Annotated in this window: 1 protein-coding gene; it reads left to right on the top strand. The window is 43.0% G+C overall.

Annotated features, from left to right (window positions below; genetic code table 11):
• Nucleotides 1–36 precede the first annotated feature (36 nt).
• A complete protein-coding gene (locus tag B0169_RS17780) occupies nt 37–8,547 on the top strand; it encodes an Ig-like domain-containing protein (RefSeq protein WP_235838628.1) in 8,511 nt (2,836 codons plus the stop codon).
• The last annotated feature ends 39 nt before the right edge of the window (nt 8,548–8,586 follow it).

The following is an 8,586-nucleotide window of genomic DNA, read 5'->3' as shown; positions in this document are numbered from 1 at the left end:
ATTGCTATCGGTACCTTATCAGCTAATGGCGGTACCTTGCGTGATGCAGCTTCAAATGATGCAACCTTAACTTTAAATAGTGTCGGTGCAACGACATCAGTATTGGTTGATGCGGCTGCACCCAGCACAACGTCAGTAAGCGTACCTGCTAACGCCACTTATATTGCTGGTCAAAACCTTGATTTCACGGTGAACTTTGATGAAAACGTTACCGTGAATACCACAGGTGGCACACCACAACTAGCGATTACTATTGGCGCGACTACGCGTCAAGCGGCATACATAAGTGGCTCAGGTACGAGTGCTTTGTTATTCCGTTATACGGTACAAGTGAGTGAATCTGATAGCGATGGCATTGCTGTCGGTACGCTATCAGCTAATGGCGGCACAGTTCGTGATGTAGTTGCTAATGATGCTACCTTAACCCTTAATAGTGTGGGTTCAACGACTTCAGTATTGGTTGATGCAGTAGCGCCAACGGTTTCTTCTGTTTCAGTTCCATCGAATGCCACATACATTAGCGGTCAAAACTTAGACTTCACGGTAAACTTTGCTGAAAATGTTACTGTGAATACAACGGGAGGCACGCCGCAGTTAGCGATAACTGTAGGTTCAACCACGCGCCAAGCGACTTACTTAAGTGGCACAGGCACGAGTGCTTTATTATTCCGTTATACCGTGCAAGCAGGCGACAACGACAGTGATGGTATTGCTATCGGTACCTTATCAGCTAATGGCGGTACCTTGCGTGATGCAGCTTCAAATGATGCAACCTTAACTTTAAATAGTGTCGGTGCAACGACGTCAGTATTAGTTGATGCGGCTGCACCCAGCACAACGTCAGTAAGCGTACCTGCTAATGCCACTTATATTGCTGGTCAAAACCTTGATTTTACGGTGAACTTTGATGAAAACATTACCGTTAATACCACTGGTGGCTCACCACAATTAGCGATTACTGTTGGCGCAACTACACGCCAAGCGCAATATGTTAGCGGCTCAGGCACGAGTGCTTTGTTATTCCGTTATACCCTGCAAGCAGGCGACAACGACACTGACGGTATTGCTATCGGCAGCTTGAGTGCGAATGGCGGTACTTTGCGAGATGCGGCCTCTAATAATGCGACGCTAACCTTAAACAGTATCGGGTCAACAGTGGGTGTATTGATTGATGCAGTAGCTCCCACAGTTGCTGAAATAACAGCAGTGACTACGCCAGGCAATGATTCCACACCAAACGTTACAATATCAACAACTGAAGCGGGTACGTTAAGTGTTGGTGGTAGTTGTGGTAGCGCTGATGAAGGGGCAATAAGTTCAGGCAATACTAGCATTACGTTGACGCAAACAGATAACAGTACAGTATTGAGTGATGGCACATATAGTGACTGTACAATTACCGTCACGGATGCTGCAAGCAATTCTAGTACCCCAATAACATTGACAACTTTTGTTCTCGATGCAACCGCGCCAGCAACAACGGCGCTAACTTTGCCAGCAAGCGCAACTTATACTGCAGGGCAAAATCTTGATTTTACGGTGAACTTTGATGAAAACGTTTCAGTTGATACTGCTGGAGGTACACCACAATTAGGTATCATCATAGGCTCAACTACGCGTCAAGCGACCTACCAAAGTGGCTCTGGTACAACGGCGTTATTATTCCGTTACGTCATACAAAGTGATGAAAACGACGGTGATGGTATCGATATTGGCAGCTTAACTGCGAACGGCGGTACGATTAAAGATGCAGCTGCTAATAATGCAGGACTTGCCTTAAGTAGTACTGGCTCAACAACAGGAGTTTTGGTCGATGCACTGGCACCATTAACAACGTCAGTCAATGTACCTGCTAGCGCTACTTATATTGCGGGTCAGAACCTTGATTTCACGGTTAATTTTAATGAAGGTGTTATTGTTAATACTGTCGGTGGTACACCGCAATTGACGCTTACTATTGGCTCGACATCACGTCAAGCAACATACTTAAGCGGCTCTGGTTCAAGTGCTTTATTGTTCCGTTACACAGTACAAGCAGGAGAAAATGATAGTGATGGTATCGCTATTGGTAACTTAGCGGCAAACGGTGGGACGATAAAAGATACGGCATCCAATAATGCGTCTTTAACCTTGAATAGTATTGGCACTACTACGGGCATATTGGTTGATTCTATTGCACCAATGGTGGCGGAAGTAACCGCTGTATTGACGCCCAATACTGATACTACACCCGATGTTACTATATCAACAACCAAAGCCGGCACATTAAGTGTTGGTGGCAGCTGTGGTAGTACTGATGAAGGTTTAATCAGCTCAGGCAGCACAACCATTACGTTAACACAAACCGATAACACTACAGTGTTAACAGATGGTACGTATAGTGACTGTACAATTACCGTTACCGATGCAGTGGGTAACTCTAGCGCCGCTGTTACTTTAACAAGCTTTAGCATTAATACCGCTGCGGCGATCAACGGTGCAAGCTATGATGCCAGCACGGGTGTGCTGAATGTTTCAGCTGGCCCTATGGTCATTAATGACAATATTAGTGTTAATCACTTTACGTTAATGGGTGAAGGTGGCACATCACATACATTAACTTCAGCGGATGTTGCTGCAGCTTCAAGTAACCATTTCTTGGTTACGTTGAATGATGAAGATAAAGCTGCGATCAATCTGTTCATGAACAAAAATGGTTCAAGCTCTACTGATACTCTTGCTTACAACATAGCTGCTCTAGCTAATTGGAACAACAATAGCAACTTGACTGATGCAGAGGACAGTATTAACCCTGTTGTGGTTAGTAATGTGGCTATCCCCCAAATTATTGATGCTAATTACGATGCTGACATAGGTGTTTTAACTGTATCGGCAACAAATTTATTGATTAGCAGCGGTGATGATAATGATATTGTGGCAAATAAATTCAGCTTAACTGCAGAGGGTGGACTAGCATATACCTTAACCGACTCTGCTAATGTTGAGGTATCTTCAGGTAATACTTTTAGCATTACGTTAAGTGCAACTGATAAGACTGAACTAAATAAAGTTGTGAATAAAAATGGCACTAGCGCTACAGATACAACGGTTTACAACTTAGCTGCAGCGGAAGATTGGATTCCAGGTGCTGATCAAACTGTGGTGGTAGCTGATATAACTGGCAACGCTATTGAAGTTAGTAATGTCAATGTACCAACCATTTCTCAAGCAAGTTACGATGCATCAACAGGGATGTTAGTTGTGACAGGTACAGGTTATTTAACTGCTGCGGGTTCGGCTAACGATATAACTGCTAACGCTTTTGTATTTACTGGTCAAGGTGGTGCTATTTACGCTTTAGATGATACTGCAAACGTTGACGTGTCTTCAGCAACGTCGTTCACGCTGACGCTAAGCGCAACAGATAAAGCGGCTGTTAATCAAATTATTAACAAAACGGGAACACTCGCTATTGATGGCACCGCATTTAATCTTACTGCCAATGATAATTGGAATGCCGGTGCCGACGAAGCTCTTGATATTACAGATGCCACCGATAACGTCATTACCGCAAGTGTGCCGAATTCGGCTCCCGTTATTCAAGGTACGCCATCAATTAGCGTTAACCAAGGTTTTGCTTACAACTTTACACCTACGGCCAGTGACTTTAACGAAGATGAGTTAACCTTCACCATTGTGAACAAACCTACGTGGGCAAACTTTGATGAAACCACCGGTATATTATCGGGTGTTCCAACGAATAGTGATGTTGGCTCTACTAACGGTATTGTGATAACCGTTAGTGATGGCACACTTAATGACAGCCTTCCAGCCTTTGATCTTAGTGTATTGAATGTAAATGATGCTCCGACGATTAACGGCATACCACCTACAAATGTTTTACAAGATGCAACTTATAGCTTTACACCAAGTGCGTCAGATATTGATTTTGGTAATACATTAAGCTTTAGCATTACTAACCAACCCACTTGGGCTACTTTTAATTCAGTAACAGGTGCATTAACGGGAACACCGGGTAATGCTGATGTTGGCACAACGACTGGTGTGGTTATTAGCGTCAGTGACGGCGCATTAAGTAGCAGTTTGGCTGCCTTTAGTATTACCGTTGCCAATGTTAATGACGCGCCTGTTATCAGCGGAACACCAGCGACGCAAGTGAATGAAGATAGTGCTTATAGCTTTATTCCAAGCGCATCAGATATTGATGCGGGTAGTACATTAAGCTTTAGTATTACTAACCAACCTTCGTGGACCATTTTTAGCGCGGTAACAGGCGCATTAACAGGTACACCTGGTAATGCTGATGTAGGTACAACGAGTGGTGTGGTTATTTCCGTTAGTGATGGCGTATTAAGTAGTAGTTTGGCTGCCTTTAGTATTACCGTTGCCAATGTTAATGACGCGCCTGTTATCAGCGGAACACCAGCGACGCAAGTGAATGAAGATAGTGCTTATAGCTTTATTCCAAACGCATCAGATGTTGATGCGGGTAGTACATTAAGCTTTAGTATTATTAACCAACCTTCGTGGACCATTTTTAGCGCGGTAACAGGCGCATTAACAGGTACACCTGGTAATGCTGATGTAGGTACAACGAGTGGTGTGGTTATTTTCGTTAGTGATGGCGTATTAAGTAGTAGTTTGGCTGCCTTTAGTATTACCGTTGCCAATGTTAATGACGCGCCTGTTATTAGTGGAACACCAGCGACGCAAGTGAATGAAGATAGCCCTTATAGCTTCGTACCAACTGTGACTGACGTTGACTCTGGCGACAGCACCACCTTTAGTATTGCTAATAAACCAAGTTGGGCAACATTTAACACCTCGACAGGTGAGCTAACCGGCACACCAGATAATGATGATGTTGGTATCACTAACAATATTACTATTACGGTAGCTGACAGTGCTAATGCAACGGCTAGTTTGGCAGCCTTTAACCTTACCGTTAGCAATGTTAATGACGCTCCGGTTATCAGTGGTACACCCGTCACTAAGGTTAAGGAAGATAGTATCTATAGTTTCGCCCCAACTGTGACTGACGTTGACTCCGACGACAGCACCACCTTTAGTATTGCTAATAAACCAAGTTGGGCAACATTTAACACCTCAACAGGCGAGCTAACCGGCACACCAGATAATGATGATGTTGGTATCACTAACAATATTACTATTACGGTAGCTGATAGCGCTAATGCAACAGCCAGCTTAGCTGCCTTTAACATTACCGTTTCTAATATAAATGATGCGCCTGTGATTAGTGGCATGCCGGATAATCAAGTAAACGAAGATAGTGCATACAGCTTTACACCAACAGTAACGGATGTAGATGAAGGCGATGTTCACAGCTTTAGTATTATTGGTCACCCAGACTGGATGCTCTTTGATGAAGCAACAGGTTCAATTTCAGGCACACCGGTTCAGGATGATGTAGATGTTACTAGTGATATCACTATTACCGTGAATGATAACTCTGGTGCTGAAAACGCAACGGATAGTCTCAACTTTAGTGTTGTTGTGAATAACATCAACCAAGAACCAACCGCTATCGCCGATCGTTTCGAATTAACATTAAATGATAGTAATACTTATGTTTTAGATGTATTAACTAATGATGTTGATATCGATGGAGATACATTAGTTATCACCGGGGCTTCAACCAGTATTGGCAATGTTACTCATGATGGTGAAAGCTTAACATTGGTTACTCAAACTGGTTTTGTCGGTGAAATTAAGTTGGTTTATACCATTACGGATGGTAGTGAAGCATTTATTGATGGCACAGTGGATCTATCAATTAGTGGCGAACTAGGTGCATCAGTGCCGGTTATTACTGTCCCTGAAAATGTTGAAGTAAATGCCACAGGTTTGTATACCAAAGTAGACTTGGGTGTTGCGACAGCGGTAACTAGCGATGGTAAGCCGTTGGCTATATCGTTAATGGATAGTGGTAATTTATTCAAGCCAGGCAATCATATTGCCTATTGGCAAGCAACAGACCCTGTAACCGGATTAACGAGTGTGGCAAGTCAACAGGTGATTGTGAATCCGCTTATATCACTTGGCAAAAATCAAATAGTTGTTGAAGGAAAAACAGCGATGGTTGATGTGATACTTAATGGTGATGCACCAAGTTACCCTGTAACGGTAGCACTTAATATGGCTGGTAATGCTGATGAGAGTGATTACATTATTACGAGCAATGAAGTGACTATAAGTTCAGGTAGAAAAGCACAGTTAGTCGTTGACATCATTCAAGATAACCAAACTGAAGGCGATGAAACTTTAACGTTAAGCCTTAATTCTGGCAATGTCGGTAGTAAATCAAGCCATGTTATTACCATCGCTGAACGTAACATTGCACCAGCTATCTCATTGGTCAGCTCACAGGATAATGAGTCTAGACAAGTGGTTACCTCAACGGGTGGTGTAGTTACTGTGCAAGCAACGGTTAGCGATGCTAATGACGATAACGTTAGCAGTGTTTGGTCGTACGATAGCGCCCTTAATATCAACCAGCTTGATGAAAATACGCTTGAGTTAGATCCAAGTGGGCTTACTGTTGGTGTTTATCGTGTAGGTTTAACGTCTACTGATGATGCTATAGAAAGCTTATCTACAACCAAGTCTCTGTATTTAGCTGTTGTTGCTAACTTAGCTGAGCTAACTGACATTGATACTGACGGTGATCGTATACCTGATAACGAAGAAGGGTATGGTGATGCTGACCAAGATGGTATTCCTGATTTTCAAGATGCTATTGCTGAATGTAATGTGATGCCAGAACAAGCGGCAATACAAGATGCATTTCTTATCGAAGGTGAGCCAGGTATATGTTTGCGTAAAGGCAATACCTTAGCTGCTGGTGATACGGGTGGATTGTTATTAACCAATAATGATGTTGAAAACAGTATAGGGATTGATAGTGAGGCTATTTTTAGTGGTGGTATTTTTGACTATATAGTCACGGGGTTGCCAGAAGCCGGACAAACATATCAAATTGTATTACCACAATTACAGCCTATTCCTACCGACGCGGTATATCGTAAATACAGTGAGAGTGTGGGCTGGGGAGTGTTTGTTGAAGATGCAAATAACCAACTTCACTCTACCGCTGGAACACAAGGATACTGTCCGCCACCAGCAAGTTCATTATGGACTTCAGGGTTAACTGCAGGTCATTGGTGTGTACAATTAACGATTGAAGACGGTGGCCCGAATGATAATGACGGCATTAGTAATGGTACGATTGTCGATCCGGGTGGCGTATCTGTGTTGATTACAGATAATGCGTCGCCGGTTGCACAAGTCGATAACGCTAGAGTGAAACGTAATCAAGCGATTGTGATTGACGTATTAGCTAACGATACAGATGCAGATCAAGACACCTTAACGTTAGGTGTTGTCAGTGCGAACTTTGGTGTAGTTAGTATTACCGCGGATAACCAAATAGCGTATCAAAGCGCTAATAATTTTGTTGGTCAGGATACCGTGGCTTATAGCTTATCAGATGGCAACGGTGGCACCGCAAGTAGTATGGTAGATGTGACGGTTTATGTTAATGACGCCCCTATTGCACTTGATGATACAACAAGTACAGATGACCGCACTGCAATTGTGATTGATGTTTTAGCTAATGACACTGATGCTGATGGCGATAGTTTAGTGCTTATTAACGCGACGGTTGATAATGGTGAGGTTGTGATAAATGAAAACAACACCTTAACTTATACACCGATAAGCGGTTTTGATGGAACTGCTGTGATAACTTATATAGTTGATGATGGACAAGGTGATCAAGCAACTGCACAGGTGAGTGTAGTTGTGAAGGCTTACCAAAGTGTTACAGTGAAAAATAAATCAAAAGGTGGCAGCATGGGAGGGGTTATTATTGCTTTAACAGGCTTGGTTTTATATCGTTCATGTCGTAAACGCCAGTTAGTAAATAAGCAAGTCTTACACGGGGCTGTCGCGCTTGTTGTTGCAGCAAGTATGAATGCTGCCGCAGCTGAACCCCAGTGGTTCTTAACTGGCAGCATAGGTAAAAGTCAAGTCAGTGAGAGTATAAACACTCCAAGTGATATTGGTATTACTAGCCGTGATATCGATAAGTCGGATGCTAGTTATAGTGTGGGTGGTGGCGTGAAGTATGACGCCTTCGCCTTCATGGTGAGCTATGAGCAATTAGGGGAAGCCTCCGCGAATTTTAGTGGTGACACACTTACCGCGAGTTCTTTTCATCAAACACTCGCAGAGAGTGCACCTAAACTGGTTGATGGTATAAGCTTGCAGGGACAATATACTTTTTGGCAAAGCGATGCGATGCATGCATCTGTAGGTCTAGGCGTATTGGCTTGGGAGCTTGATTACACCAGTAAGCTTAATGACAGTGTGATTGAAATGGACGAAGATGATATTGATTTGTTCTATAACCTAGCACTCGGCTATACCTTAACAGAGCAAATTGATGTGAGCCTAAAAGTGAGTCGCTATAACTTATCGGTTAATGATGTTAACAATATCGCCATAGGTGTTACTTATCATTTTTAATTTGTAGGTAAGTCACATGTAGATATAGTACGCTATTGC

The organism is Cognaticolwellia aestuarii (genome assembly GCF_002000025.1).
GTDB lineage: Bacteria > Pseudomonadota > Gammaproteobacteria > Enterobacterales > Alteromonadaceae > Cognaticolwellia > Cognaticolwellia aestuarii.
This window is presented reverse-complemented; position numbering and strand designations above follow the sequence as displayed.